The sequence below is a fragment of the Bacteroidia bacterium genome, assembly GCA_041391665.1.
GTDB lineage: Bacteria > Bacteroidota > Bacteroidia > J057 > J057 > JAGQVA01.
In genome coordinates this window covers 1,717,524-1,743,756 of the sequence record JAWKNO010000001.1, presented here as the reverse complement: position 1 = coordinate 1,743,756, position 26,233 = coordinate 1,717,524, and the positions used below count along the sequence as shown (strand labels likewise).

Sequence of the window (26,233 nt, the reverse complement as noted above, 5' to 3'; positions counted from 1 at the left end):
TTTCGGACGAAAGCCGAAGGCTCAGATATAAGACTCGAGCAAGGTTAACATTTTTTCGTGTCTGATAAGGCGGGTTTCTTTAAACCTTTTCAACGCCAGATCAACCGGGTGCCGGCCTTCATCATCTTTTTGAAGCGGGTCAGCATCATATTCAAGCAAAAGCCTGGCCATTTCGGGTCTGTCGCAGGAAACAGCATAGTGAAGTGGCGTGCGGTTTTGATAAATCCCTCCTGCACAAATATTCACCTCTGCTTTTTGGCAAAGCAGAAACTTCAACAGACGGGAATGATTGTTGTAGACAGCCCAATGCAAAGCACTGAGACCACCACCTTCCGGCGTAAGATTGATGTCTTGTCCCTGCCCAAGCAATTCTTTTACAATATCAACTTCACCATAATAGCTCGCCAGATGAATTGCAGATCTTCCCCGCACATCGCCCCCCGTGAGTTTTGCATCAATTTTCACCCCTCGTTTGATCAGACGGATGCTCATATCCTTCAGTCCCTGTTCACAAGCAACCAATAGTGGCGTCCATCCATCATTGCATTCCACATAATTAAGGTTGGCCCCCTGCCTGATAAGCCATTCAGCCATATCCGTATAACTTTCATTGATAGCCAGCATAAGGGGCGTCCAGGTGCGCATTTCTGAAGTAGAATCGATTTCTGCACCAAAACAAACCAGTTCTTCCGCCACTTTCCTGTGACCAAATATACAAGCCACATGCATAGGCGTATTGCCATATCCATCGAGGTTGTTTACAGAAGCACCATGAGCAAGTAAATGTCTTACGATTTCCAGATCCCCCTCCTGTACAGCTTCATGAAGCAGGGTACTGCCAATCTCATTTTTGAGATTGGGGTTGCCTCCCAGTTCAAGATAACGCCTGAGAAACTGCAAATCGTGATTGAAAACTGCTTCAAATACCGGCATTTCCAGCAAATAAGTTTTTCAGATAAATCACACGGAGTAATAATAACAGGCACAAATAGTTTGTGCAACACAGGCACATTCTTTTTTGCAGGAAAAATAACATTCAGTGTTAAAATGTCGATTTTTCAGCGTGATCATGAACACGTTAGGGCAGAATACCTTCCAATTTAGGAAAATTGGTGAAAAAACCAAGACTTGTATGGGGCCTTAAGCAGGCTCCGCAAAAAGTAAAATGAAGATTATTAAAAATTTTAATAAGTAATCTGAACACAACGCTTGCCTTTTGGATTCCTATTTGTATATTTGCCCACCAATTGAGAAATATAGGAAACTTAGATATATGGCACATCACAAGTCAGCAAAAAAGAGGATCAGACAAAATGCAAAGCGCAGATTGAGAAATCGTTACAAAAAAACAACGATGCGTACCGTGATTAAGCGCCTGCGTACAACAACTGATAAAGCAGAAGCCCTGGGAATGCTGCCAAAAGTTATCAGTACGATTGATAAAGTTGCTAAATCCAACATTATCCATAAAAATACTGCTGCTAACATGAAAAGTAAGCTCACCCGCCACGTGAATGCGCTTGCTTAACAGTAAGTTAGTCTAAAACTACCAGAATAAGATTATATGGAAATCCCGCCTCCGGCGGGATTTCTTATTTACTTTTGCGCGTTTTTTTCCATCGCAATCTTTTGCACTTTCACGAGATTGCCGGAATGAAAACCTATACGCACACATCCATTAAAGATTGGGCACTGGAGGACCGCCCAAGAGAAAAGCTCCTTCAAAGAGGCATAGAAGCACTGACCGACACTGAGTTGCTTGCTATTCTGCTCGCTTCCGGCACCCGGGACCGATCGGCACTTGATATGGCCCGCGAAATGCTCGAATCACTGGGCGGACTACCTCAACTGGCGCAGGCCAGCGTAGCCGAGCTTACCGGTTTTAAGGGAATCGGCAAAACCAAAGCCATCACGATCATTACCGCCTTTGAGCTGGGACGCAGAAAACTGATGAAAATTTCTGAAGCGCCCCGGCTTACACATTCAGAGTCGGTCGCACACTACCTCGCCCCACGGCTCGCAGACCTGAAGCAGGAAGTTTTTTACGTATTGTTTCTCAACCGAAATAACGAAATCATTGCGGAAAAACAGATTTTCAGGGGTGGGGTCTCTGCTACCATCATTGACCCGCGAATCATATTCAGGGAAGCGATTCATCACCTGGCCAGTGCCATCATCCTTTCTCACAACCACCCATCGGGGAATCTTACCCCCAGCCAGGCAGATATTGAGATCACCCGGAAGTTGGTAAGTGGAGGAAAAGTATTTGATATTCAGGTACTTGATCACATCATAGTATCGTCCAGAGGGTACTATTCCTTCGCAGATCAGGGATTATTGAGCTGAAAATCAATTTCGGCACGGTTTTTTGTATAATATAAAAACAGCAGAATCAACGGAAAAATGTAAAAAATCGTTAGTTTTACCACGGAATGGAGTATTTTTTCATCCTTAGGACACTAAGGATTACCGGTCTATGAAAACGGATCTTCCTAAACCCGTCATACTTCTTGCTTCGGCAAACAGCTACCGCGACGGTAGAAAGTCCCGGCTGCTTGCACAGGAGCGCAAGATGATTACCGAAATTTTTGCACAGGAAAGTGCACAGACCATCTATGAGGTAATTTTTGAGGAGCCGGAAAAGGGTAAATTCATTTTTGACATCTTCCGCCAATATACTTACAGTCCACAGGTAAACATTTTGCACCTGGCTGGTTTTTCTTCCGGAGAATACCTTCACTTTGAAGGTGGATTTGGAGAAGAGGCCCTGGATCCAAAAGGTTTCACTCAACTTATTTCCCGCCTTCCCGGACTTTCTCTCGTTTTTCTCAACGGCTGTGCCACGCCCGCTTTGCTGGAAGCCTTATTGCTCAAAGATATCCCGGCAGTAATGGTAACCCAGGTTGACAACAATCGCCGAAATGCGCAGGACATTGCCCATGCATTTTATACCGGTATTGCCCGTGGACTCAGTATACGTCAGGCCGTAGAAAGAATCCGGGACAGCTATGCGCATAAATTTTCCTTCAAAGAAGTAAGCTATGACCTGGACCAGGATCGGTTGGTCTGGGAAGGAAAACAAACAGACGAAGCGAGAAAACAGGTCACCTGGGGGCTTTATGTACTTCAGGAAAATCAATCCCGGCTGGAATGGAAACTGCCCGTGCTGCTACCTGAAATAGAGCCGGCGATGAAAGACGAGAAAAAACGATCGCGCAGAATCAGGCGGATCGGCTCCGTCTTACTGGCCTCCTCGTTACTCATTGTACTCACATTTTTGTTACAGATTCCTGAGCAAATACAAAATTTGCTTCACCAGCCCGAAGACTGTCTGTTTGAAACCTCAGGCTCATACAATGTTCTTCAGCTGCCCTTTTATGAAGATGAAAATTGCGAAAATTCAGATACCTATTATACTGAAGCCATCTGGCGACGGATCCAGCGACTGGAAGAGGATGGCAATAACTTCAGCACCCAAAAAATCGATTTCAGAGATTGCCCGCCGGGAATAGAAAAGGCAGAAAGTATTATCCGAAGCTGTAATGCCAACCTTGTCCTTTGGGGCGATTATACCATCAACACACGCGACGCCGTTTTGATCAACTTCCATTATCTCTATACAGGCAAACCCAACACGATTAATCAGGGACAGATCAGTATGGAAATGCCGCAATTTCTCTTTGACCAGGAAAGCGACTTTATTGTTTCCGCAGTGGAAGATATGGTTTATTGGGCAAGAGGAAGTGAAAGTTATGAAAGAGAAGAATGGGAAACTGCCGCGAAGTTTTTTGAACTCATGCGCGTCAGAGATGACCAGGCCTACAAAGTAGTCGATCTTCGCCTGGCTGAGTGTTATGAAAAACTGGAAGATTTCCATATGGCACGTGAACATTTCAACCATATTCTTTCGATTGATCCGGAAAATTATGTTGCTTATAATGAGCGCGGAAATCTTTCATTCAGGCTAAAAGATTATGAAAATGCACTGATTGACTACAATGACGCCACCCGAATCAATCATGAGTACGCAGATGTGTATTTTAACCGGGGGCTCCTCTATCTCAATATCGGGGAATACGCCAAAGCTATCGAGGATGTAGAGACAGGCATAAGGCTACAACCTGAGGCCGCCAAACCATATGGCGTGCTGGCAGCTATCTATGCAGCCCAGGAAGAAGAAGCCCTTGTCTACTCAAATATCGAGATCGCACTCAAAAAAGGCGCCGAAGTAGCCAGCATTATGGACTTCACGGCTGCCTTCAATGCATATAAGGATAAGCCCGAATTCAAGAAGATTGTAGAACGTTATCAATAATGTCACCAAATCTTTGGCCTTATCACTATAATTGCTAAATTTGCACTCCTGAAAATTAAGAACTATGAAACGGACATATCAACCAAGTAACAGGAAGCGTAGAAACAAGCATGGCTTCCGGGAAAGAATGGCTTCTGCCGGCGGCAGAAAAGTTCTGGCTACCCGTAGAGCTAAAGGACGCCACAAGCTTACTGTTAGCGACGAAGGCAGACATAAAGGCAAATAACGTGTCGCAGTTAGATTCGTTGGAAAACCGGCGTTTCTTTCTTCGCAAAAACGAACGGCTGCGCAGTAAAATCGCATTCGAATATTTGTTTGAGCACGGCTCCCGTTTTTCGGTTGGCGTGCTCAGATTTTTTTACGCATTTGACGTACCTCCCGGGCTCTCCCAGGCGGCATTGTCTGTTGCCGTTACAGCGCCAAAAAGAAGTTTCAAACATGCTGTTGACCGAAACCTCCTCAAAAGAAGGATGCGTGAAGCTTTTCGGCTCAATAAACATATTCTATTGCCTGCTCTTACTCAAAAAGGCAAAAATCTTATCATACTTGTTAAATATAACAATGCCCGCATAGCCCCTTATGACGGGATTGCCTATGCCATGAGTACGGCACTCCGACGCATTGAGAAAGAGTTAAATAATTCATAATTTTTTTCTCTTCTTTTCAGATTTCAAGGCAAATCATTATCTTAAGCCTCAATCCCCCGGATTATTTTGGAGGAAAGCCGAAAACCTTTTTTTTACAATTCAGGTAATAGTATTACATGAATCATATTCATGGGTATTTTTTGCCTTTTCCAAAACACTTATTGGCTAAATTGAACTAACTTTAGTCTGAAACAACCAATCCGTATGATAAAGCAAAGAAAATTCCTGGCCGTTTTATTACTTATAACCGTTTCATTTAGTGTCGGATTTGTTACCAATATCACGGATAACTACTTCGAAATCTCCAAAAATCTGGATATTTTCGGCAAGCTTTACAGGGAAATTAATTCCTTCTATGTAGATGATACGGATCCTTCCCGTCTGATGCGCACAGGCATTGATGCGATGCTCAATTCGCTCGATCCTTATACCAACTACATCAGTGAAGAAGATGTGGAAGATTTTAAATTTATGAGCACCGGGCAATACGGCGGCGTAGGTGCACTAATTGGGAAAATGCACGATCAAATCATCGTAATTGAGCCCTATGAGGGCTACCCCGCCGATAAGGCCGGGCTAAAAGCCGGCGACCGTATTTTAAAGATAAACGAAGAAGTCATCACACCCGAAAAAGATGTCTCTGATGTCCGCAATATCCTCCGCGGAGAAAAAGGAACGGAAGTAATCCTCACTATACAGCGGCCCGGAGAAGAAAGTACCTCAGAAGTAACGCTCTCCCGGGATCGGATTAAAGTCGATAATGTCCCCTATTTTGGTATGGTCAATGATAAAATAGGTTATATATCTCTGACTGGTTTTACTCAGGATGCAGGGCTGGAAGTGCAGGAAGCAACCAAAACCTTAAAAAAGGAAAATCCCCAGCTTTCCGGTATTATCCTCGATCTTAGAGGAAACCCCGGAGGCAGGTTGGACGAAGCGGTAAATGTTGCGAATGTATTTGTTCCGGAAAAAGAATTGATCGTAGAAACCCGGGGCAGGATTGATGGCACTCGCCATGTACATAACGCTCAGCGCCATGCTGTAGATACCGAAATTCCTCTTGCTGTATTGGTCAACAGCCGAAGCGCCAGCGCATCCGAAATTGTCGCCGGATCTATTCAGGATCTTGACCGCGGCGTCATTGTAGGCCAAAAAAGTTTTGGGAAAGGGCTTGTGCAAAATATCCGGCCCCTGAGTTATAATACCCAACTGAAAGTCACGACTGCCAAATATTACACGCCCAGCGGGCGCTGTATTCAAGCAATCAATTATGCGGAACGCAATGAAGATGGCAGCGTAGCGAGAATTCCTGACAGCCTCAAAAATTCCTTTACAACCCGAAATGGAAGAACGGTCTATGATGGTGGTGGAATCGAACCAGACGTAGCCGTAGAAGTAACAAAAAACAATATCGTTACCAACGAACTCAGCAGCCAAAACCTTATTTTTGATTTTGCTACTCAATTTGTCAAAAACCACCCGACCATCCCTTCCCCCAGAGAGTTTGTAATCTCTGATGAAACCTACCGGGAGTTTGTCGATTTTGTACGAGCCCAAAAGTTTGATTACGAAACCAATGCGGAAAAACAAATGGACAAACTGGTTGAAACCGTAGAAAAAGAATCCTATTCAGATCAGCTAAAATCAGCGCTCTCTGAACTCGATCGCAAACTGGCACTGGTAAAAGACAAAGACCTTCAGAAACACAAAAAAGAAATTGTCATGCTCCTCCGTCAGGAAATCGCCCGGCGATATTATTACAAACCCGGTGAAATCCAGGTGACATTTGGCGAAGATTCTGATATTAATTCTGCTATCCAGGTTCTGGAAAATCCAGATACCTACCGCAAACTGCTTTCTAAAGGATCAAACTAAAAGAAATACATAGATTCTTCCGGCGTCTGTTTACAGCCGCCGGATTTTTTTTAGCTTTACTGCTATGAAAAAACTCCTTTTCGCGGTTCTGTTTTCTCTGTGCCTCCTTACAGGTCAGGCTTTGGCTCAACCGTGCTCCTGTGAACCAGATACCGATATCACTCAATCTTTTGCCGATGCAGACCTTGTTTTTGAAGGTAAAGTGGTATTTGTCAATACCAACTGGATGTCCGGAGGGCTTAAGTATTCTTTTGAAGTAAACCGTACATGGAAACGCCCTGCGGCAAAATACCTTATCGTCAATGCTCCCTGGGAAAAAGACTGTGGTTACCCCTTTAAAGCGGATAGCACATATCTCGTTTTTGTAAAGAAAAAATTTGGGCTCAAAACCGATGGCTGTATGGGCAATACCCTTATCAGCCATATATCTGGTGAAGTGCCATTCGCACAAGATGCTTTCCCGCCCCAAAATAGTACAGCAGATACATCCTTTCTTGCCTATACGCTGGGTTTTGCAGTACTTTTATCTTTTCTATTCATTGCGATGGTTGTATTTCGCAAAAAATGGTATAAGCCCCCTCAACCATAGCAACAACTCCTGATACCCATGACACATCCCGCAGAATCCGTTCAAATTGAAGCAGGCTGGAAAAAGGTTCTTTATGAGGAATTTGCTCAGCCCTATTTTCAACAGCTGAAAACCTTCCTTCTGGCTGAAAAAAACGCCGGACAGCTCATCTTCCCCCCGGGAAAGGATATTTTCAATGCGTTTAATAAAACGCCTTTTGAAAAAGTCAAAGTCGTGATTTTGGGACAAGACCCCTACCATGGACCCGGACAAGCCCATGGATTAAGTTTCTCCGTACCGCCAGGTATTGCCCCTCCCCCTTCTCTCAAAAACATTTACAAAGAACTGCAAAGCGATGTAGGTATTTCCATTCCCTCTCATGGCAATCTGGAGCCCTGGGCCGAACAAGGTGTGTTGCTGTTAAATTCTATTCTGACTGTAAGGGCACATCAGGCAGGTTCTCATCAGGGCAAAGGCTGGGAGAAATTCACAACTGCCTCCATCAAAGCGCTCAACGATCACAGAGATGGATTGATTTTCTTACTTTGGGGCCGATATGCACAGGAAAAAGGTTCCACCATTGACCTTACCAGGCATTATGTGCTGAAATCTGTTCACCCCTCACCACTATCTGCACATAATGGATTTTTGGGTTGTAAACATTTCTCCCAAACCAATGCCATTTTGGAAAAAAAAGGCCTTACACCGATTAACTGGCAGGTGTAAAAAGACAGGCACCCGTACTACATTTCTGCGTTCGGGGCCTTCTTCAAACCCAGTAACACTCAAGAAGCCTTTTGCATGGTAGGCGTATCCATATATAGCCTGCACAATCGCAATGTGCCATAATCTACCCCCAGCACTTCAAATGCCTGCTTTAACCCTCTGGATTGAACCTGCCTGAAGTATTGCGTCACCTTATGCAAAACTTTGCCATCGATCGTATCTTCTATCCATGGACGAAGGTCTATCTCTCCGGCAAGGTGAAGGTTTTCCAGATAATTGGTAACTGTGCTCTGGCTCAAGTCTCTTTCGCTGGCAATCTCCGATACTTTCTTACCGTCGAGAAACAATGCTTTAATTTTCTGATGGCTGGGAGAATACGCTTTGCGAAAAACACCGGTCTCATCGTCAATTTCCTTTTTCTCCACAATTCGCGTAATCTCCGCCAAAACCATCAACCGGGTCGCCCCATCCATTTTCTCGACACCGGGTATTGCCTTTAAGGCTTCTTCTGTTTGCGGAAGCTTATCCGCCAAAACATCCATGGTATAGTTGGTAAACAGTTCAAATGGCTGTTTATCTTTCTGTTCAGCTGTTTCTTTTCGCAGCGTCTTCAAAGCAGAAATCAGCTCTACCTGATACCAGCTCTTTCGAAGTTCCCCTTTGGTAGTCATCAATGAGTCGGGGTTTTCCATCCATTTTCGCCCTTCATCGGTCAGGGCAATAGAGCCATAAGCAGGATTGGATATTTTCAAAAAGCCATGCTTAATCAGGTAATTGATCAGATCATCCACATAAGCAAAATGATGTTCCCCCAATTCACTAAAAGTCTCCAGGCGCTTATGCTGTTGTTTCTTCCAACCGAAAGAATCATTCCCGGTCAGAATGCGCTGGATATAGCTACCTGAATAATCCTTTTCCAAAAGGAGTACAGTCTTCAGCACGGCCATCGCCTCCATGCCAATGTCAATGGGTTGTTGATTATAAGCTTGTGATTCCATGATAATGGTTGTTGAAAATTGAATAGTAATCTTTGATCCTGTCAGGAAGCCATCGGCAAATCATCCTGACGAGTTGAAACATCTGCCACATATAGTTTACACATTTGCAAAATGTCATAGTCGAGTCCAAGATTTTCGTAAGCTTCCTTCAACCGTGAATCGGGTGTCTTGCGAAAATACTCTGCCCCCTTCTCCAAAACCTCACTTGCAACATGTTCCTCAATCCAGGTTCGCATGTCTATTTCTCCCGCCCGATGTAGTCTTTGCAAAATCTGCCTTACAGTTTCAGTTTTCACCGACCGTTTTGCTGCAATAGCTTCGATCGTTTCGCCTGCCTGAAAGAGATCTTTTACCTGCCGGTACCCGGGTGAATTGAGTTGTTTCATCAATTGAAAACGATCCTCATCCTCTTTTTTTTCCGATACCCGGGTAATGGACTGAAAAATAGCCGGACCGTAGCGATTGGCTTTATAATCGCCAAAACCTGGTACCCGCTTCAGATCGTCCACATTCTCAGGCTTCACAGCTACCAGTTTTTCAAGACTGTAATCCGTAAATATCCTGAAGGGAGGGAGATTTTCTGTCTGGGCCAGATCCCGGCGAATTTCCCGCAACTCCTTCATTAGCATACGATCCAGGATACTCATATTAATCACTTTTTTCTGCACCCAGATTTCAGAAGGATTGGAAAGATATAATTCACCTTTTTCAGTAATACCCAGACTGCCAAACCGCGCATTAATTACCTGAAGATATTCTTCCTTCAATAAGTAATTGAGAATGCCTCTGACCGTCTCAGCATTGTATTCCGCTAATACTCCAAACTGCGGAAGATCTGCATCTTCGTCCTTGCGAAGGCTCAATGACTTCTGCCCTCGCAACATTCTGATTATAAAGGACGCTCCATAATTTCCGCTAAGCGCGCGGATTGCCTGTAGAATGATTTCGGTGTCACGGCCAATATTAAGCTGGCTCTTTGCCCGCGAAAATGTTTCCATGGTTGATTATGTTGATTGATTGTAGATGAATGACAGAATAAATATCGCGGGTATCTCTCCCTGTTCCATGGAAAAAAACCTATACAAGGTAAAAATCACCATGCCTGCCAATATTACACCCATAATTGCAAGAGGTTATTTTTCAGCCACTTACCATATCGTTCTATGAGAAAAAAAGTAAAATAATGAGTAAATATGGATAGCATTTTTTTTCGTATTTTGTTCCGGACAATCATTTTCTGGAAAGAAAACTTCTGCAAGACTACATACTATGCCACATTCTACCTTCACACTGGTCTCCGGCACTCATCGATTAGCCGGAGAAATATGGGAACCTGTCCCAACGGTAAAAGCAGTTGTATGCCTCGTTCATGGCCACGGCGAATACACCGGAAGGTATCATTATGTTGCAAAGCTGATGAATGAAGCTGGTATTGCAGTCATTGCCTTTGACAATTTTGGCCACGGCAAAACGGAAGGTAAAAGAGGGGTAATTCCATCTTATGAGGCTGTAATGGCTGCCATAGGTTCATTGCTCGCTGAAGCAGAAATACGTTGGCCGGGAAGCCCCAGATTCCTCTATGGGCATAGCATGGGCGGAAATTTTGTCATTAATTATGCGCTTCAGTTTCAACCTCCGGTTGCAGGGGTGATTGCCACTTCTTCATGGCTGAAACTTGCGGTAAAACCTCCGGCAATGCAATTATTTCTGGGAAAAATCATGATGAAAATTGCACCGGCATTTGCTCAATCAACAAAACTGGATGCAGGATTTATCTCCCGCGACCCGGTAGAAGCCGATCGCTACCGAAATGATCCGATGATTCATGATAAAATGAGTTCGATTCTCTTTTTTAGTGTATATGAGGCAGGGCTTTGGGCACTGGATCACGCCAATCTGTTCCCCTGTCCACTCCTGATTCATCACGGTACAGGCGATAAAATCACTTCCTGGCAAGCCAGTGAAGCGTTTGCGAAGTCAGCCGGAGGAGGAAATGTCACCCTCAAACTATGGGAAGGGCTTTATCATGAAACGCAGTATGAACCGGAAAAAGACACCGTTATTGGCTTTTCAAGAGATTGGATAGTGAATATGATATCCTGACGTTTCCATTTACAGATCACATTTTCCGCAAAATATCGTATATTTAAAATAAAAACCTTCTGATGTTGCAGACCATTCGCTTAAAATCCAGATATCTTGATCAAATGAATGAAGACGAGTTTTTTGACTTTTGTCAAAAAAATCAGGATTTGCGGATTGAACGTTCCAAAAATCTGGAAATTATCATTATGTCCCCCACAGGTTCTCTCTCTGGAAAATATAGCGGTGAAGTATTTGGCCAGCTTTACAGTTGGAATCTCATCCATAGAAAAGGTGAAGTATTCGATTCCTCATCCGGATTTACCTTACCCGACCAGTCTGTCAAATCCCCTGATGCATGCTGGATTGCCGCAGACCGATGGAATGCAGTTTCACCTGAGGATCAGACAAAATTTGCCTCTATTTGTCCTGATTTTATTATTGAGATTCGCTCTCAATCCGACAGTTTATCTGAGCTTCAGCACAAAATGACCGAGTGGATGGACAACGGTTGTCAACTCGCCTGGCTGATTGATCCGCAGCAGGAAACTGTTTCTATTTACCGCATCAATGGGAGCAAACAAGTAATTACCGGATTTGGAGAAAAAATATCCGGCGAACAAGTATTGCCAGGATTCGAACTGGACCTGAGCCGTTTGAAAAAATAGACAAGATTACATCGAGAGTTCCCTGATAGCCAGCCAGGCCATAAGCCCGGTAGAGATTTTCAATGCATGCTCATCAATATTAAATCGTGGTGTATGTACACCATGGACAATTCCTTTGGCTTCATTGCGGGTGCCTAAACGATAAAAACAGCCGGGGACTTCATGGGTGTACCAGGCAAAATCTTCTGCCGCCATCCACAGATCGATTTCTTCGACATTTTCTGCGCCCATGTATTCGACAATATGGCTTTTGGCCTTAGCCGTGAGCGCCTCGTCGTTGACGAGGAAAGGATACCCCCGGCGAATGTCCAGTTCAACCCTTCCGCCCAGCCCTTTCGCTACAGAATGAACAATATCTGCGATTTTCTCCAGGGCTTTTTCCCGCCATACTTCATCCATAGTGCGAAGGGTTCCCTCCACATACACTTCATTGGGGATAATATTGGTAGCGCCTTCGCCTATGATTTTTCCGAAAGAAAGAATGGTCGGAATCCGGGGGTCGGAGCGGCTCACCACCTGCTGTAACGTTACAAGAATCTGGGCTGTCATCATCACCGGATCAATAAAGTGTGAAGGATGCGCAGCGTGCCCGCCTTTTCCGATGACACGCATATAGATCTCATCGGCAGAAGCCATATACATACCCGAGCGAATACCGATTTTCCCTACTTCCAGATGCGGTTGTACGTGTTGGCCAAGGATCGCATTTACATTGGGGTTGGCAAGTACCCCTTCTTTTATCATCAATGAAGCGCCGCCGGGCACCTTCTCTTCAGCCGGCTGGAAAATCAGCTTGATCGTACCCGAAAACTGATCAGTAACCTGGGAAAGAATGTGGGCCGTGCCAAGGAGAGAGGCAGTATGTACATCATGACCACAGGCATGCATGACACCCGGATGCTGAGATTTGTATGGAACATCATTTTCTTCTTTGATGGGAAGCGCGTCCATATCAGCCCGGAGAGCAATCACGCGATCAGAAGGGTTTTTTCCGTGAATTAGCCCTACGACCCCATGCCCGGCAATGTCAGCTTTGTATTCAATCCCCATACTGCCGAGTTGTTGCTGTACAAAAGCAGCAGTATTTTTTTCTTCAAAAGAAAGCTCAGGATGTGCGTGAATATGCTGACGAAGGGAAATTACCTCATCAAAAATTTCCGCCGCAAGTTTTTGAATATGTGTTTTTAGTTCCATGCCCCGAAAATATGTAATAATCAGTTGAATTTTCTACATTTGTGCAAAGCAGATTTTTTATGAAAAAAACACTTATTTTCTTTTATATCACTGCCTTCGTGGCGGGAAGTTTGCTCCTCGCGGGCTGTACAGGGTATGCTGACGGCCCGGCACTAAGCCTGAAATCGGCTAAGAGCAAAATTTCTACCACATGGCGTGTACAGGATGCCTCTCTTTTTGGTGCAGAAGTTACACAGAACTATGCCCAGGACTTTTTTAAGTTTGATGAAAACGGGGATTTTTCCTATTTTGATGCTAACCGGCTGATTGCAGTTCCGCCATTTACTCAGGACACCATTATGCCACTCGAAGGGATTGGTGAATGGCAGTTTCTCGACGGGAGCAAACAACTGGAAGTATTGTATACTTTTACATTCAAAGATCCTTATAACCCGGACATTACCTATAGCGAAGACGTAAACCAGCGATGGGAAGTAACACGTCTGGCAGATGGAGAATTGTGGCTGAGAGATGACAGCACGATTCTGAAGCTTGAGTTCTTTTGACGGTAAGAGATATAATACAACTACTGCTGTACCGTTAATTCAGAACTACCCAACAAACCTATGAATCAGACATTTGGTTACATTTTTGTATTCCTGGCTTTTGTATTGCTGGCTTTTACCGGCTGTGATGTTACGACTACTTTTGATGAAGGGCCTTACGTGAGTCTTCACACAGTAGAGGATCGGGTGACCAATACCTGGGAATGGGCTTACGCCATTCAGGACGGATTTAACCGGACCGGAGAGTTGTCCGATTCGACCATTACATTTTCAGAAGACGGCACCTTGAGTATATGCAGCAAAGAAGGCCCATGCCGGGAGGGGAGCTGGTATCTGATATCAAAAAAAACCAAAATCAATATGATATTTGGGGATCAGGCAACCGCCTATGATATCATTATGCTGAAGCAGAATGAAATGTGGTTGCGCTCGGAAGCAGATGCACTGGAGGAAATTTCATGGGAGTTGGTACCTGTTGTAAAATAAAATGATACCTGAAAGTTCCATAATCCACCATTCGGAAAAAGCGCCGGAACCTGTCGGTCTGTACCCTCACGCGCGCCGGGCAGGGAATCTGATGTTTTTGTCAGGGGTAGGTCCGCGCGAACGGGGATCCAAACAAATCCCTGGAGTAGAGCTGGATGACAAAGGAAACATCGTGGCATATGACATTGAGCGACAGTGTCATTCTGTATTTCGCAATGTGAGATATATTCTGGAAGAAATCGGGCTATCGTGGAATGATATTGTTGACGTAACGGTATTCCTGACCAATATGAAGGATGATTTTCCGGTTTATAACCGCATATACGCCGAGTATTTTGCAGAAAATCAACCTTGCCGCACCACATTGGGAATTACCAGCCTCCCTACACCTATTGCGATTGAATTAAAAGTAATCGCGGCGATTCCGGAGGGCAAATAAACCACTTGAGCGTTTTTTTACGTTATACTTAAAAAAGATCAACTTTAGACACTATGAAATACTTCCTGATCGCGATCCTATTTCTGAGTTTCTCTTTCCCCATGATGTCAGGCTATGCCACACATAAGCCGGAGCCCCGCCCAATTAAAGACATATGCGAATTGTACGGCGCTGTTTATGTAGAAGAAGTGGCTGCCTTCGCCAACTATAAAGTTTTTGTAGAGGAAATTGAATCATTTGCAGATTTTGTGGTCTTCAGGGAAGATACAGAAGCATTTGCCAATGAACCCGGGCACTGGTTTTTTACGGATGTGAAAGGATTTGCCAACTTTACCATCTTCGTAGAACCCGTAAAGGGATTTGCTGACTTCTCTGTCGCCTATACAGATTTTCGTACGGCAGTAGGTTGTAGATGAATTGTGCAAAAATTGCTTCATTCAGAATTTAATTATATCTTCGTAGTAACCATCTGGTAAATTATTCACACGAATAACGCTTTCGATTCCAAACCCCACAAACCTGCATTTTAACTTCAAACAGCAGCGTATCGAAGCATCTTTACTGACAGGATCAATAACTTTACCGACTTGCAGGGAAATTGAAAACAGACTTTATATCCGTTTCAGTATCTGCGCCCGAAGCTTTGAGAGAGCCTGTGCTAGCCTTACTGGCTGAGATAGGTTATTCTGCTTTTGAGGACACCGATACGGGCCTGGTTGCTTATGTGGAGTCACATTTGTTTGATCAGGACCAACTTTACGCCACGCTTGATATCTTTCCACAAGAAGGTATCGGCGTGAACATTGATCATATTCCATCGAAAAACTGGAATGAAGTCTGGGAATCCAATTATCCATCGGTTGCTATCGACCAATTTTGCCAGATAGTCCCATCTTTTCGAACACCAGAGCCGGGTTTTGAGCATACGATTATCCTGGATCCCAAAATGTCTTTTGGTACAGGACATCATGAGACAACCCGACTTGTCCTTCGATTAATGAAATCGATATCTTTTGAGGGGAAACGGGTGCTGGATATGGGCTGTGGCACGGGCGTACTGGGTATCCTTGCAGCAAAATTGGGCGCAAACCCGATACTCGGAATTGATATTGATGCCTGGAGTTTCGAAAATGCAACGGAAAATGCCCGTGTCAACGGAATATCGCGGATGACCATTGAGCAGGGAGATGTAACGGCCATTCAGGGCCAGACATTTGATATCATTCTTGCAAATATCAACCGCAACGTACTCCTGGCGGATATTCCGCTGTACCAACAAGCGCTTGCACCGGGAGGCTTCCTCCTGATCAGTGGTTTTTATCAACGGGATGAAGCACAGATTCGCCAGCTGTACGAATCCTGCAATTTTTATTTGGCTAATCGTGAAGAAGATAATGATTGGCTTGCACTGTCGTTAGTCAATCATCAAAATTAACAATCCATGCACATGATTTCTCGGATTCTGCTTTTCCTTTGCTTGCTTTTACCGGGAGCCTCGGCAATTGCCCAGGGGGTGAGTTTTTTTGCAACCGAGCCCGACGCATTTTTACAGGAATTCACAGCCAACCTCAACCAGTCAAAAGACGAATTGGGAAACAGGGCGGCAGCGGCGTTGACCGAAGTCTGGAACAGCGGCCAGATTTCTCCTGAAGAGAAGGAGTTATTTATTACGCAGATAAATATCATGGTAAGCAAACGGTACAAGACAACCCCGGGGCTTGCCAATTATTCTCTCATTTTTGCATCCCTCAAAAGAGGCGATTCTTATGTAAAAATCAGGCCTTCAGAATTTCAGGAGGTAACCATGCTTGTGATCACCAACCTGGATGCTATAAGAGGACAAAAATACCTTAAGGTTCTCTCCGAGTATATCCCGGAGGGTTATCTCATTAAACGCAAGCGCTTTTCCTGGTATGCTTCTCAAAATACCCCTACCCTCCTATTCTTACAATTGGGCAGCGGTGAGAATGCTTACGAAGCACCCGTTGTGCGTTTTGATAATACCGAGGTGGTCTATATGTCAGATGTGGACAGCTCCCGGATTTCCGGTACGATCGGAGACTTTAACCCGCTTACCATGACCTTTACCGGTACAAATGGCCGGGTCAGCTGGAGCAAAATGGGATTGGACAAAGACGATGTGTTTTGTGATTTTCGCGATTACAAACTCAACCTCAACTATGGGCTGATCAAGGTTGACACCGTGGATTTCCAGTACAAAAGCCTGATCGGTGAATCCCTTGTGGGAAGATTTGAGGACAGAAACACGGGTTCAACCGATATCAATAAAGCCAATTATCCATTTTTCAAAAGCTATCAGGGGGGCGTTGTTATTCAGAATTTTATCCCAAACGTGCGTTATGAAGGGGGTTTTTCTCTTCAGGGGATCAGGAAAATTGGCTCCGCTTACGATATATGGGTAGAAGATACGAACCCTCCTGCACCAGCCGGCAGCTATGATGAAAGCTGGTACACCGGCTATAATTCCAGTGAGATGCTGGCCGATGAAAAAAAGAATGACACCATGGACGAGAATGAGTGGGATCTCGAAGCAGCGACCACTTCTTCCTTTGAGCCGGAATATTCGGGCAGTGATACGGAGTTTTTTTATGCATCGGATTCCGACGCCTCATCTGAAACGGCCTATGAAGATGGAAATATAGACGAAGCCTCGCTGTATCCCTCTCAGATTCAAAAGCATATCAAGGCAAAAATAGAAATCCAGCGCAGTGCCAAAACAGTGATGAAAATTCAGGGAGAGGCGTTTATCCTCGACCTTGAAAAGATGGTGGGAAAAGACATGGAGGCAATTGTCTATACCAGCGATGAAGATAGCATTTATCATCCGGCGATGGACGTGGTATATACCGCAGAGGACTCTACCGTAACCCTGAAAAAGCCCAAACGCGGAAACTTTAAGAGCATCCCATTTACGAGTTCTTACCATGAGTACTTCCTCTATTTTGAAACAATCAGATGGGATCTCCGCACCAATCAGTTGGAGTTTACGGCCTTCATTGACCAGGAGAATAAAATTTCGGCGATTGAGTCTTTTGACTATTTTACCAAAACCCGCTTTGATCAGTTCAAAAATATTCTTCCGTTCAACCCGATAGGTGCGATATACCGGTATGCAACCATCAACCCCAACCGACCGATATTTACAGAAGATATTCTGGCCGAGAATGGACAACTAACTGCAAAAACAGCTTTTGAGCGTGCATTGCCAAGTCTGGAAGGCTCAGGGTTTATTACTTATAACAAACAGTCAAAGGAGATCAAACCCCTGCCCAAGCTTATTGACTGGGCGAAAGCGGCCAGGAAGAAAAAAGATTTTGATGCTATTCAGGTTATTTCAAAAGTCGATACGGGCAGCCATGCCGTAATGAATCTTGAGACAATGGACATCCAGATGCGGGGGGTGAACTATTTCTCGCTGAGCGACTCTGTGTACGTCAGAGTAGTGCCAATGGAAGGCCTGGTAACGGTTCAGCAAAACCGAAATCTGAAGTTTGGCGGGGCAGTTGCCAGTGGTAAAATCAATTTTTACTCCAATGATGAGGAGCGGCCAAGCTTTACTTTTGACTATGAAAGCTACAAAATCATGTGCGACTCCATCGATTCGCTGCGATTTGTGTTAGTACGAAATCCACCGCCAGGCTATGAGCCTACTCCGTTGGAAAGAGCGTTGAGCCATACGGTATTTGAAGGGATCACAGGTGCTATACATATTGATGATCCCAACAATAAAAGCGGTGAAAAAGATTATCCTTATTTCCCCGTATTTGACAGCTATTCCAATTCCTATCTGTACTGGGAACGTCCGGAAATCGAGAGTGGCGTTTACAAGAAAAATAAAATGTATTTCTCTGTAGATCCTTTTGTGCTTGACAGTCTGGAAACATTTGATGGAACCAATCTCCGGTTTGAAGGGAGCTTCTTTTCATCAGAGATTTTCCCTGAATTCCGGCAGGAACTACAGGTAATGGATGACTATACCCTCGGCTTTAAGGCAATCGCACCGCCTGAAGGTTACCGCATTTACGATGGCAATGGACGATTCTTCAACGAAATCAGTCTCGACAACAAAGGGCTTCGCGGCAATGGCCGGATAGAATACCTGGGAACTGTCGCTAAAAGCGATTCTTTTGTATTCCATTTTGACTCCGTAATGGCCCATGTTTCTTATTTCAATATGCAACGGGGATACCGCGGAGGCGTTTATTTCCCGGAAGTAAATGCAGAAACAGCGCTCTATACCTGGTACACCAAAGATAGTGCCCTGGCGGTAAGTTCGACCTATGAGGCTCTTTCCATCTTTGGAGGTGAAGCGCAGTTCTCCGGCACGTTGAGTATCACCGAAAAAGGAATGACCGGTAATGGAGAAATCATTCTGGGACAGATCAAAATCAGCGGAGACAGTATTGTTTTCAATGAAATGGATTTCAAAGCCGATGGATGTGACTTTACCGTGGTGGATAAAGACGATCCCGAAATCGTCCATTTCATCGCAAAAAATGTTTCAGTAACCTACGACGTATGGCGTCATTCCTCCAAATTTGAGACTAAGGAAGTGGGTAAAGAACTCGCCTCCTTCCCGCTCCATAAATACGCTACCACAATGGCAAAAGGCGTGTACCAGCGTTCAACGGATGACCTGAAGCTTGAAGGAATTAGCTCTTATATTAAAGACAACTATTTTGTCTCCTCCGATCCCAAGCAGGACAGTCTCCGGTTTAATGCCAAAGATTCCTACTACAAACTGGACACAAGGGAAGTGGTGGTCTCCGGAGTGCCTTATATCTATGTAGCAGATGCGATCATCACGCCCAAAGATCAGGAAGTGATCATCCAGGACAACGGGCTGATCAAGTCTCTCGAAAATGCCGTCATTGAAGCAGACAGGGAATCCAAAATGCACAAGATCTATGATGCAACGGTCAGCATTTTTGGGCGAAACGAATACGAAGGCGGGGGTAAGTACGACTACATAGAAGTAAATGGCAAACCTCAGTATATTGAGTTTAATAACATTAAAGTAAACTCCGATACATCAACCATTGCTTCCGGTGGTATTTCTGAAGAAGATGGATTTTACCTGACTGAGCGGATTTTCTTCCGGGGTAAGGCAGAACTTGACGCATCCCGCAAATTCCTCAGCTTTGGCGGTGAAGTAAAAATCGAATCTGAAAACCCTGTATTTAAAGGCGCATGGTTTAATTTTGAAAATACAATCGTAAACCCTGACTCGGTCTTTATACCGATCGCTGCGAACCTCACCAACGAAGCAGGGGAAGTACTTACCGTAGGCTTGAATTTTGTTCCCGAAAACCGGGTATTCTACTCCAACTTCCTCCAGGCGAAAGACGCTGACGACGATATAGAAATACTTTCTGCTTCGGGAGGTCTTACATTCGACCGTCGCAAAAAAGAGTTTAAAATCGGTTCGGAAGAGAAGCTGAAAAATCAGGTCTTTAAAGGAACAACCGTCAGCTTTAATGACGCAGAAAATACGATTACGACCCAGGGATTCCTGAACTTCCCTTACGACTTCCTGGACAAAACCATCACGATGAAGATGGCTGGCTCCTGGAAAGAGGATATGCGCAAACGGCAGCTTTCTACCAACCTGGTGATGGGCGTCAACTTCCCGGTCATTCCGGAGGAACAGTTAGGCAAACTTGCCGACAACCTGCTATTCCTGACTACCTCCAGTAAGAATATTGACTTCAACCAGCGGGCATTCCTGGAGAATATCTCAGAGCTCCTTGATGAAGGAAGTAAAGGTGAACGTGAAACCGGTAAATTCCTCGAAAATGTGAAAAACTCGCTGGTCTATACTGACATCAAACTTTCTCAGCAGTTGCCATTTACGCTGCTTCTTTCCAATGTCAACTTCAACTTTAGCCGGGATGAAAAGTCCCTCTACAGTGATTCAGAAGTAGGATTGATCGGAATTGCAGGGAAAACCATCAATAAAATGGTCAATGCGAAGATCGTCTATAAGTTTGGGGCAATTTCAGGTTTGGGCGAAAAACAGCCCGATAAGGTGACTATTTATCTTGAAGTAGACGAATTTAACTGGGTCTATTTCCACTTTGAAGATGACGTAGTCAGGACCTGGTCAACCTACTACGACGAGTACAACTATCCGCTCCAGGCCGAAGTTGACAAACGCAAGAGCGAATCAGGCTTCCGCTTTGAAATGGCGAATGATGACGAAGTCGCCAAATTCAGACAGGAGTACATCGAGAAATTTATCAAGAAATAAGATATAACTCAAACAAACAGTCCCGGCCATGTGCCGGGATTTTTTTTTGTATGATTGTCAAGTATTCTAAAACTCGCTGGTATAGTGAAATTTCACTTCGGGAAATAACTCCTGCGTAGAATTGAGATCCCAGGCGGAAGCCGCCAGAAAAACATCCCGGCCGTGTTTGTCTTTGGCCATGGATTTTTTCTTCCGCTCTTTAAACTCTTTGAGTTTGGCGGGCTTGTCGCAGGTTACCCAGCAAGCTTTGTAAAGCGATGCAGACTCGTAGCGGCAGGTAGCATTGTACTCGTGTTTGAGACGATACTGTATAACCTCAAATTGGAGTGCGCCTACCGTTCCAATGATTTTTCTACCTGTAAACTCATTGGTAAATAATTGGGCCACCCCTTCATCCATTAGCTGTTCCAGCCCTTTGGCCAGCTGTTTTGCTTTCATGGGGTCAGCATTTTCCACATACTGAAAGAGCTCGGGAGAAAAGCTGGGAATGCCTTTAAAATGAATTTTTTCACCTTCTGTAAGGGTATCACCGATCACAAAATTGCCCGAGTCATAAAGGCCAACAATATCACCTGGATAGGCAACATCGATTACGGATTGTTTGGACGCCATAAAAGAGGTCGGGTTGGCAAATTTGAGATTTTTTCCAATTCTGACGTGATGGTAGTTTTTATTGCGCTCAAATTGTCCGGAACAAACACGCACAAAGGCAATGCGGTTTCGGTGGTTGGGGTCCATATTTGCGTGAATTTTGAATACGAACCCGGTAAATTTATCTTCGAATGGCTCAATATCGCGTTCCTCTGTATGGCAAACCTGTGGATAAGGAGCGATTTGCACAAAACAGTCCAGCAATTCTTTTACACCAAAATTATTGACCGCACTGCCAAAAAACACAGGAGAAAGTAAACCTTCCCGGTAAAGCTCCTGATCAAATTCGGGATAGACACCTTCCAGCAATTCTACTTCATCGCGAAGGGTTTTGGCCTGACTCCCGAGATAAGTTTCCAGTTCGGGGCTGGCGAGATCAGAAAATGCAATGGAGTCTGCTTCTGCCTGTTTTCCATGGGCGGAGAAGAGCACCAGTTTCTCTTCAAACATATTGTACACCCCGCGGAAGGATTTCCCCATACCAATCGGCCAGCTAAGTGGGCGAACATTCAGCCCAAGTTTGGCTTCTATTTCATCGAGGAGTACAAACGGGTCCTGACCTTCACGGTCAAGTTTATTGATAAAAACAATAATAGGTGTATCCCGCATCCGGCAGACTTCGACGAGTTTTTCCGTCTGGGTTTCCACGCCTTTAGCGACGTCTATGACAACAATGACACTGTCTACAGCGGTGAGGGTCCGGTAGGTATCTTCTGCAAAATCCTGGTGTCCGGGAGTATCCAGGATATTGACCTTAATATCTTCATAATCAAACCCCATGACAGAGGTAGCGACAGAAATACCCCTTTGCCGCTCGATTTCCATGAAGTCGGAAGTCGCAGATTTTTTAATTTTATTGGATTTAACAGCTCCGGCAACCTGGATTGCACCACCAAAAAGCAGCAATTTTTCGGTGAGGGTTGTTTTCCCTGCATCCGGGTGGCTGATGATGGCAAATGTCCTCCGGCGTTTAATTTCTTCCTTGAATCCCATAATATGTAGAAAATCAGATCGCAAAGGTAGCTTTTTTTAGACAAAAAAAATCCCGCTCTTTTGAGCGGGATACAGTTTCATTTAAAAAGAGTAAAGATTAGTTGGAAGAACCGCTTCCACCAAAACCACTCTTATACATTTTGTAGAGACCATCTACTTTAGGAGTTACCACGAACTCAGTACGACGGTTTTTCTCTTTTCCTTCATCAGAATCATTGGAAGCGATGGGCTGAGTATCACCTTTACCGGTAGCGGTAAGGCGATCGGAAGAAACACCATTTTTTTCCAGCTCTCTTACAACAGAGATTGAACGAGCTACGCTGAGGCTCCAGTTGTCTTTGAACTTAGCTTTGTTGACCACAACAGGGTCATTGTCTGTATGACCTTCTACAGCCACATACATACCTTGATTTTTCTTCAAAGTCTCAGACATTGTTGCGATAAGATCCTGAGAATCTTTCAGGAGGCGATCACGACCAGCTTCGAAGAGGATTTTGTTCTGCATAGAAATGTAGAGTTTACCATTTCTTTCTTCGATGCTGAAATCATTGGGATCGTAAGTTTCAAAAGCAGCAGAGATAGCACTTTTCATCTCAGCAAGTCTTGCATTGTTTTCTGCAACTGTTTTGCTGAGCGCAGAGATTTCTTCTTTGCTCATGTTGAGGTTTTTCTGAAGCTCCTCTGCGTCTGCTTTCAGTTTTGCATTTTCATCCTGAGCAGAAGCGAGAGAACTTTCCAGCGCGCTTTTTTCAGCTGCCGCACGGGTCATAGCTTCTTCGTATTTTTTCTTAGATACGCAGGAGCCTAATAACGTGGTCGCAGCCACGAATACCATAATTCTGATAACCATTACTGATAGTTTCATGACAATTTTGCGTTGTGTAATCGATTAGAGATTAATGTCAGATGTATCGTTATTCACTTAATATATTTCCGTTCTGCATAGTTATTCATACTTATTCAAATAAGCAAATTCTTAACATAGTAATTGGCCACTCAAGGCCCGATAATGAGCAATTTACGGCCATTTTTAATATGTCAAGTAAGCAGAATACTGCAAGTCCGGCATTAAGTCAACGGCGTAAATTTACTACAAATTTTCGTCATATACGAATATGACACTTACTAATTCCTTTTCTTTTGCATTAAACTTCTAATTTCTTACATCCTGAAGCCCCCTTTATACAAGGAAATTCTTACATTCTTTTGAGGCAATCGTTGCACCCGGTTTCAGTTTACAAAAACTTTTCTTTAGTTGGAGAAAGAATCTATTTACCTATGTCAAAAAAACTACGCTCCTCCGAATGGTTTGGAAAAACCGATAAAATGGGCTTCATCTATCGAAGCTGGATGAAAAATCAGGGTATCCCCAATGATGAATTCGAAGGAAAACCTGTTATTGGTATTTGCAATACCTGGTCAGAGCTTACTCCCTGTAATGCGCATTTCAGAGAGTTGGCTGAATCTGTGAAAAGAGGTGTGTCTGAAGCGGGCGGCTTTCCGCTGGAGTTTCCGGTTACCTCGCTGGGCGAAACCATGATGCGGCCTACTGCCATGCTTTTCCGCAATCTGGCAAGTATGGATACCGAAGAAACCATTCGTGCCAACCCGCTTGATGGCGTAGTATTGCTCTGTGGTTGTGATAAAACCACGCCTTCCACGGTCATGGGAGCGGCGAGTGTCGATCTTCCCACGATCGTTGTTTCGGGTGGGCCGATGCTCAATGGGAAGTACCGCGGCGAAGACATTGGTTCCGGTACTCACGTCTGGAAATTTAGTGAAGACCTTCGTGCAGGCAAGATGTCTCCCAAAGAATTTTTATTTGCAGAATCCTGCATGTCACGCAGCCGGGGGCATTGTATGACTATGGGTACAGCCTCCACCATGGCTTGTATGGTAGAATCGCTAGGATTGACTCTGCCGGGAGGCGCAGCCGTACCTGCCGCTGACTCCCGGAGAAAAGTAGTGGCACAGCTGGCTGGCCGCAGGATTGTGGAAATGGTCAATGAAAACCTGAAAATCTCCGATATACTCACCCGCAAAGCGTTTGAAAACGCGATTAAAGTAAATGCCGCCATTGGCGGGTCTACCAATTTTATCATTCACCTGCTTGCCATTGCCGGAAGGGTGGGCGTCGAGCTTAACCTCGACGATTTTGACCGCCTCGGTAGCCGTATCCCTTTCCTCGTCAACCTTATGCCCTCCGGCAAATACCTGATGGAGGATTTCTTCTATGCCGGTGGACTGCCTGTAGTTATGAAAGAACTCAGTGAGCATCTCCATTTGGATGCGCTTACAGTCAACGGGCTGCCGATTGGAGAAAACATCGCGGATGCTGAGTGTTTCAACCGGGAGGTAATTGCCTCTATTGATGCCCCTATACTCAAAGAAGGGGGGATTGCTGTAGTGAAAGGAAATCTTTGCGAAAATGGTGCAGTAATCAAGCCTTCTGCTGCCACTCCCGAACTAATGGTACACAGGGGAAGAGCGGTTGTATTTGAAAATAACGAAGACTACCATGCACGGGTAGATGATCCTGATCTCGATATTGACGAAACCTGCATCATGGTGCTCAAAAATGTAGGGCCCAAAGGTTATCCCGGCATGCCGGAAGTAGGTAATATGGGATTGCCTAAAAAACTACTCAAAAAAGGCGTGAAAGATATGGTGCGGATCTCAGACGGCAGGATGAGCGGTACAGCTTTTGGAACTGTATTTCTGCATGTATCTCCGGAATCAGCCATTGGTGGTACCCTCGCGCTGGTGAAAGATGGCGATATGATTGAGGTAAATGTTCCGGAACGGAGGCTACATCTCGACGTTTCTGATGAAGAGCTTGCCCGCCGCAAAGCCGAATGGACTCCTCCGGAGCGGCCTATGCCCAGAGGGTATGTCAAGATATATGTTGACCATGTGACACAGGCCGACGAAGGGGCCGACCTGGATTTCCTCATCGGAAAATCAGGTTCAGCTGTACCTAAAGACAACCACTAATTTATGCGTAAACCTATTTTTGACCTTCAGGGGAAAACTGCCCTGGTAACAGGCGCAGCATCAGGGATTGGACTGGCCATTGCCACTTTATTTGCCCGACAGGGGGCTTTTGTATATCTCACAGACATTAATCCTGACAATGGGGAGCAGGCCGCAGAAGAAATCCGGAAAGAAGGTTTTCAGGCCAAATTTTTCCAATTGAATGTAGCAGACGAAAAGGCCGTTCAGGTTTTGGCTGAGAATCTCAAGAGCGAACACCATTTGCCTGATATTCTTGTCAACAATGCCGGAATTGGCTTTGTCGGTACGATGCTGGAGACTACCGTAGAGGATCTGGACAGGCTATATCAGGTGAATGTACGGGGCGTTTTTAATCTTTGTAAAGCGTTTCTCCCTGAAATGGTAGCGCGAAAAGCGGGCAATATCATCAATATTGCTTCAATTGGAGGTATTCAGGCTGTACTCGAACGCATGGCTTACTGTACTACGAAGTTTGCCGTGGTGGGCATCACCAAATCCCTTGCGATAGACCACGCGAAACAGGGCATAAGGGTCAACGCGATTTGTCCCGGGCGGGTAGAGACGCCATTTGTAAAAATGCGCCTGAAGGAATACCCTGATCCGGAAAAAGCTTATCAGGAAATGTCTGCAACCCAGCCTTTGGGCCGGATGGCCATGCCGGAAGAAGTAGCAAGCGTCGCGCTTTTTCTTGCAAGCGAAGCTTCATCATTTGTTACGGGTTCCTGCCAAATGGTTGATGGCGGATGGAGCGCAGGGTAAG

Annotated in this window: 24 protein-coding genes; 18 read left to right on the top strand and 6 right to left on the bottom strand. The window is 44.8% G+C overall.

Annotated elements, in window-relative coordinates; all coding sequences use genetic code 11:
- Nucleotides 1-21: 21 nt before the first annotated feature.
- Nucleotides 22-933: an ankyrin repeat domain-containing protein gene (locus R3D00_07395; protein MEZ4772989.1), complete on the bottom strand. Its 912-nt coding sequence runs from the start codon at nucleotides 931-933 to the stop codon at nucleotides 22-24.
- 340 nt (nucleotides 934-1,273) lie between these two features.
- On the opposite strand from R3D00_07395, the gene rpsT reads away from it, so the two are divergent.
- The 8 genes from rpsT (at nucleotide 1,274) to ung (ending at nucleotide 8,131) form a co-directional block, all read left to right on the top strand.
- Nucleotides 1,274-1,528: a 30S ribosomal protein S20 gene (gene rpsT, locus R3D00_07390; protein MEZ4772988.1), complete on the top strand. Its 255-nt coding sequence runs from the start codon at nucleotides 1,274-1,276 to the stop codon at nucleotides 1,526-1,528.
- 125 nt (nucleotides 1,529-1,653) lie between these two features.
- A complete protein-coding gene (gene radC, locus R3D00_07385) occupies nucleotides 1,654-2,346 on the top strand; it encodes a DNA repair protein RadC (GenBank protein ID MEZ4772987.1) in 693 nt (230 codons plus the stop codon).
- A gap of 130 nt (nucleotides 2,347-2,476) precedes the next feature.
- Nucleotides 2,477-4,315, top strand: coding sequence for a tetratricopeptide repeat protein (locus R3D00_07380; protein MEZ4772986.1), 1,839 nt, complete (start codon nucleotides 2,477-2,479; stop codon nucleotides 4,313-4,315).
- A gap of 64 nt (nucleotides 4,316-4,379) precedes the next feature.
- Nucleotides 4,380-4,541, top strand: a complete 162-nt coding sequence (gene rpmH / locus R3D00_07375; protein MEZ4772985.1) for a 50S ribosomal protein L34 — start codon at nucleotides 4,380-4,382, stop codon at nucleotides 4,539-4,541.
- Nucleotide 4,542: 1 nt separating this feature from the next.
- The gene (gene rnpA / locus R3D00_07370; GenBank protein ID MEZ4772984.1) at nucleotides 4,543-4,962 is read left to right on the top strand and encodes a ribonuclease P protein component; all 420 of its coding nucleotides are present in this window, start codon (nucleotides 4,543-4,545) and stop codon (nucleotides 4,960-4,962) included.
- A 204-nt stretch (nucleotides 4,963-5,166) separates the two neighbouring features.
- The gene (locus R3D00_07365) at nucleotides 5,167-6,837 is read left to right on the top strand and encodes a S41 family peptidase (GenBank protein MEZ4772983.1); all 1,671 of its coding nucleotides are present in this window, start codon (nucleotides 5,167-5,169) and stop codon (nucleotides 6,835-6,837) included.
- A gap of 64 nt (nucleotides 6,838-6,901) precedes the next feature.
- Nucleotides 6,902-7,426 (top strand): hypothetical protein, encoded by a 525-nt coding sequence (locus R3D00_07360; GenBank protein ID MEZ4772982.1) that lies wholly within the window; start codon nucleotides 6,902-6,904, stop codon nucleotides 7,424-7,426.
- An 18-nt stretch (nucleotides 7,427-7,444) separates the two neighbouring features.
- Nucleotides 7,445-8,131, top strand: coding sequence for a uracil-DNA glycosylase (ung, locus tag R3D00_07355; protein MEZ4772981.1), 687 nt, complete (start codon nucleotides 7,445-7,447; stop codon nucleotides 8,129-8,131).
- A gap of 59 nt (nucleotides 8,132-8,190) precedes the next feature.
- On the opposite strand, the gene R3D00_07350 is transcribed toward ung, so the two are convergent.
- Both R3D00_07350 and R3D00_07345 read right to left on the bottom strand, forming a co-directional pair.
- A complete protein-coding gene (locus R3D00_07350; GenBank protein ID MEZ4772980.1) occupies nucleotides 8,191-9,129 on the bottom strand; it encodes an RQC domain-containing protein in 939 nt (312 codons plus the stop codon).
- Between the two features lie 41 nt (nucleotides 9,130-9,170).
- Nucleotides 9,171-10,127, bottom strand: coding sequence for an HRDC domain-containing protein (locus R3D00_07345; GenBank protein ID MEZ4772979.1), 957 nt, complete (start codon nucleotides 10,125-10,127; stop codon nucleotides 9,171-9,173).
- A gap of 271 nt (nucleotides 10,128-10,398) precedes the next feature.
- Here R3D00_07345 and R3D00_07340 point away from each other — a divergent pair, with 271 nt between their 5' ends.
- Nucleotides 10,399-11,232: an alpha/beta hydrolase gene (locus tag R3D00_07340; GenBank protein ID MEZ4772978.1), complete on the top strand. Its 834-nt coding sequence runs from the start codon at nucleotides 10,399-10,401 to the stop codon at nucleotides 11,230-11,232.
- 104 nt (nucleotides 11,233-11,336) lie between these two features.
- Nucleotides 11,337-11,879: a Uma2 family endonuclease gene (locus R3D00_07335; GenBank protein ID MEZ4772977.1), complete on the top strand. Its 543-nt coding sequence runs from the start codon at nucleotides 11,337-11,339 to the stop codon at nucleotides 11,877-11,879.
- A 6-nt stretch (nucleotides 11,880-11,885) separates the two neighbouring features.
- Here R3D00_07335 and R3D00_07330 read toward each other — a convergent pair whose 3' ends face one another.
- A complete protein-coding gene (locus R3D00_07330) occupies nucleotides 11,886-13,073 on the bottom strand; it encodes a M20 family metallopeptidase (protein MEZ4772976.1) in 1,188 nt (395 codons plus the stop codon).
- A 59-nt stretch (nucleotides 13,074-13,132) separates the two neighbouring features.
- On the opposite strand from R3D00_07330, the gene R3D00_07325 reads away from it, so the two are divergent.
- The 6 genes from R3D00_07325 to R3D00_07300 all read left to right on the top strand — a co-directional run bounded on the left by R3D00_07325 (nucleotide 13,133) and on the right by R3D00_07300 (nucleotide 20,814).
- A complete protein-coding gene (locus R3D00_07325) occupies nucleotides 13,133-13,618 on the top strand; it encodes a hypothetical protein (GenBank protein MEZ4772975.1) in 486 nt (161 codons plus the stop codon).
- A gap of 60 nt (nucleotides 13,619-13,678) precedes the next feature.
- Nucleotides 13,679-14,104: a hypothetical protein gene (locus tag R3D00_07320; GenBank protein MEZ4772974.1), complete on the top strand. Its 426-nt coding sequence runs from the start codon at nucleotides 13,679-13,681 to the stop codon at nucleotides 14,102-14,104.
- A gap of 1 nt (nucleotide 14,105) precedes the next feature.
- On the top strand, nucleotides 14,106-14,543 hold the full coding sequence (locus tag R3D00_07315) for a RidA family protein (protein MEZ4772973.1): 438 nt from the start codon (nucleotides 14,106-14,108) through the stop codon (nucleotides 14,541-14,543).
- A 53-nt stretch (nucleotides 14,544-14,596) separates the two neighbouring features.
- The gene (locus R3D00_07310) at nucleotides 14,597-14,959 is read left to right on the top strand and encodes a hypothetical protein (protein ID MEZ4772972.1); all 363 of its coding nucleotides are present in this window, start codon (nucleotides 14,597-14,599) and stop codon (nucleotides 14,957-14,959) included.
- Between the two features lie 182 nt (nucleotides 14,960-15,141).
- A complete protein-coding gene (gene prmA, locus R3D00_07305; GenBank protein MEZ4772971.1) occupies nucleotides 15,142-15,978 on the top strand; it encodes a 50S ribosomal protein L11 methyltransferase in 837 nt (278 codons plus the stop codon).
- Nucleotides 15,979-15,984: 6 nt separating this feature from the next.
- Nucleotides 15,985-20,814 carry a hypothetical protein gene (locus tag R3D00_07300; GenBank protein ID MEZ4772970.1) on the top strand — a complete coding sequence of 1,610 codons (4,830 nt, stop codon included), beginning with the start codon at nucleotides 15,985-15,987 and terminating at the stop codon, nucleotides 20,812-20,814.
- A gap of 66 nt (nucleotides 20,815-20,880) precedes the next feature.
- Here the strand turns inward: R3D00_07300 and R3D00_07295 are convergent, their stop codons facing one another.
- Nucleotides 20,881-22,461 (bottom strand): peptide chain release factor 3, encoded by a 1,581-nt coding sequence (locus R3D00_07295; GenBank protein MEZ4772969.1) that lies wholly within the window; start codon nucleotides 22,459-22,461, stop codon nucleotides 20,881-20,883.
- Nucleotides 22,462-22,555: 94 nt separating this feature from the next.
- Entirely contained in the window at nucleotides 22,556-23,323 is a 768-nt protein-coding gene (locus R3D00_07290) for an OmpA family protein (GenBank protein ID MEZ4772968.1), read from the bottom strand.
- 413 nt (nucleotides 23,324-23,736) lie between these two features.
- On the opposite strand from R3D00_07290, the gene araD reads away from it, so the two are divergent.
- Both araD and R3D00_07280 read left to right on the top strand, forming a co-directional pair.
- Nucleotides 23,737-25,452: an L-arabinonate dehydratase gene (gene araD / locus R3D00_07285; GenBank protein ID MEZ4772967.1), complete on the top strand. Its 1,716-nt coding sequence runs from the start codon at nucleotides 23,737-23,739 to the stop codon at nucleotides 25,450-25,452.
- Between the two features lie 3 nt (nucleotides 25,453-25,455).
- A complete protein-coding gene (locus R3D00_07280; protein ID MEZ4772966.1) occupies nucleotides 25,456-26,232 on the top strand; it encodes an SDR family oxidoreductase in 777 nt (258 codons plus the stop codon).
- Nucleotide 26,233: the final 1 nt, after the last annotated feature.

Bases quoted from the DNA above. Each gene is read 5' to 3' on its own strand.
- R3D00_07395 (MEZ4772989.1), bottom strand. From the start codon at position 933: ATGCCGGTATTTGAAGCAGTTTTCAATCACGATTTGCAGTTTCTCAGG.
- rpsT (MEZ4772988.1), top strand. From the start codon at position 1,274: ATGGCACATCACAAGTCAGCAAAAAAGAGGATCAGACAAAATGCAAAG.
- radC (MEZ4772987.1), top strand. From the start codon at position 1,654: ATGAAAACCTATACGCACACATCCATTAAAGATTGGGCACTGGAGGAC.
- R3D00_07380 (MEZ4772986.1), top strand. From the start codon at position 2,477: ATGAAAACGGATCTTCCTAAACCCGTCATACTTCTTGCTTCGGCAAAC.
- rpmH (MEZ4772985.1), top strand. From the start codon at position 4,380: ATGAAACGGACATATCAACCAAGTAACAGGAAGCGTAGAAACAAGCAT.
- R3D00_07365 (MEZ4772983.1), top strand. From the start codon at position 5,167: ATGATAAAGCAAAGAAAATTCCTGGCCGTTTTATTACTTATAACCGTT.
- R3D00_07360 (MEZ4772982.1), top strand. From the start codon at position 6,902: ATGAAAAAACTCCTTTTCGCGGTTCTGTTTTCTCTGTGCCTCCTTACA.
- ung (MEZ4772981.1), top strand. From the start codon at position 7,445: ATGACACATCCCGCAGAATCCGTTCAAATTGAAGCAGGCTGGAAAAAG.
- R3D00_07350 (MEZ4772980.1), bottom strand. From the start codon at position 9,129: ATGGAATCACAAGCTTATAATCAACAACCCATTGACATTGGCATGGAG.
- R3D00_07345 (MEZ4772979.1), bottom strand. From the start codon at position 10,127: ATGGAAACATTTTCGCGGGCAAAGAGCCAGCTTAATATTGGCCGTGAC.
- R3D00_07340 (MEZ4772978.1), top strand. From the start codon at position 10,399: ATGCCACATTCTACCTTCACACTGGTCTCCGGCACTCATCGATTAGCC.
- R3D00_07335 (MEZ4772977.1), top strand. From the start codon at position 11,337: ATGAATGAAGACGAGTTTTTTGACTTTTGTCAAAAAAATCAGGATTTG.
- R3D00_07330 (MEZ4772976.1), bottom strand. From the start codon at position 13,073: ATGGAACTAAAAACACATATTCAAAAACTTGCGGCGGAAATTTTTGAT.
- R3D00_07325 (MEZ4772975.1), top strand. From the start codon at position 13,133: ATGAAAAAAACACTTATTTTCTTTTATATCACTGCCTTCGTGGCGGGA.
- R3D00_07320 (MEZ4772974.1), top strand. From the start codon at position 13,679: ATGAATCAGACATTTGGTTACATTTTTGTATTCCTGGCTTTTGTATTG.
- R3D00_07315 (MEZ4772973.1), top strand. From the start codon at position 14,106: ATGATACCTGAAAGTTCCATAATCCACCATTCGGAAAAAGCGCCGGAA.
- R3D00_07310 (MEZ4772972.1), top strand. From the start codon at position 14,597: ATGAAATACTTCCTGATCGCGATCCTATTTCTGAGTTTCTCTTTCCCC.
- R3D00_07300 (MEZ4772970.1), top strand. From the start codon at position 15,985: ATGCACATGATTTCTCGGATTCTGCTTTTCCTTTGCTTGCTTTTACCG.
- R3D00_07290 (MEZ4772968.1), bottom strand. From the start codon at position 23,323: ATGAAACTATCAGTAATGGTTATCAGAATTATGGTATTCGTGGCTGCG.
- araD (MEZ4772967.1), top strand. From the start codon at position 23,737: ATGTCAAAAAAACTACGCTCCTCCGAATGGTTTGGAAAAACCGATAAA.
- R3D00_07280 (MEZ4772966.1), top strand. From the start codon at position 25,456: ATGCGTAAACCTATTTTTGACCTTCAGGGGAAAACTGCCCTGGTAACA.